The sequence below is a fragment of the Roseateles sp. genome (genome assembly GCF_049240545.1).
Lineage (GTDB): Bacteria > Pseudomonadota > Gammaproteobacteria > Burkholderiales > Burkholderiaceae_C > Paucibacter_A.
The window spans coordinates 1-1,057 of sequence record NZ_JBMLSK010000287.1; the positions used below are offsets into that span (position 1 = coordinate 1).

At 65.9% G+C, this 1,057-nt stretch carries 1 protein-coding gene; it reads left to right on the forward strand.

Translation table 11 applies throughout. The features are described from left to right. The first annotated feature begins 100 nt into the window (after positions 1-100). Positions 101-1,057, forward strand: coding sequence for an IS1595 family transposase (locus tag ACOVRJ_RS18560; protein ID WP_422045310.1), 957 nt, complete (start codon positions 101-103; stop codon positions 1,055-1,057).

The following is a 1,057-nucleotide window of genomic DNA, read 5'->3' on the forward strand; positions in this document are numbered from 1 at the left end:
TTGGCGCTGTTCGCGTTGATTGTTGATCGTCTCGAACGGTGAGCCGGGGTGGGAGCACGGTTTAGACACGGCCCGAGGATTTCGGGCGTGGAGAAGCCGGATGCGTGCTCGAGAACTGAAGCGTTGGTTGGCGGAGGCTGAACGATTGACGCCTGCCCAGCAGGAGAAAGTCCTGGCGAAGCTGCAGGGTCAACGATCCGAGGGGCTGGTTACCCGGTTGGTTTCGGAGCGTGTCCCGGCGGCGTGCCCGCACTGCGCCGGCGGGCATCTGGTGCGGCATGGCCAAAGTGGCGGCGCCCAGCGGTTTCGCTGCCGGGACTGTGGGAAGACCTTCAATCCACTGACCGGCACGGCCCTGTCGGGGCTTCGCCACCGAGACCGTTGGCTGCAGCAGGCCGAGGTCATGGACGCCGGCTTGAGCGTCCGCAAGGCCGCCGCACGTTTGGGCGTGCACCGGACCACGGCTTTTCGCTGGCGGCATCGATTCCTGACGGTCGCCCGCGAGACGAAGGATCAGTACCTGAGCGGCGTCGTAGAGGCCGACGAGGCCTACTTCCTGAGGTCGTTCAAGGGCCAGCGCCGAGATCTGAAGATCCATGGACATGGCCGCAAACCGCGCCGTCGGGGCGGTGCGGCGGCGAAGCGGGGTCTGTCGAACGAACAAGTACCGGTTCTGGTCGCCCGCAACCGGACGGGTCAGATGACCGATCACCTCCTGAGCGCCGGCAACAAGCAGGGGCTGTTGGCGGTCCTGCCTATCGCCGTTGCCCCTGATGCGGTGCTCTGCACCGACGGCAGCGCCATGCTGGCCAGTGCGGCAAAGGCTCTTGGTCTTGAGCACCACGCGCTGAACACCCTTCGCGGCGAGCGCAAGCGCGGTGCCTGGCATGTCCAGAACGTCAATGCACACCACAGCCGGCTGAAGGGTTGGATCGCCCGATTCCATGGCGTGGCGACGTCCTATCTGCCGAACTATCTGGGCTGGTTCCGCGCCTTGGAGCGGAACGCCCAAACGGGCGCAGGAGCCGCAGCGCTGCTCAGGTTGGCCATGGCGTGA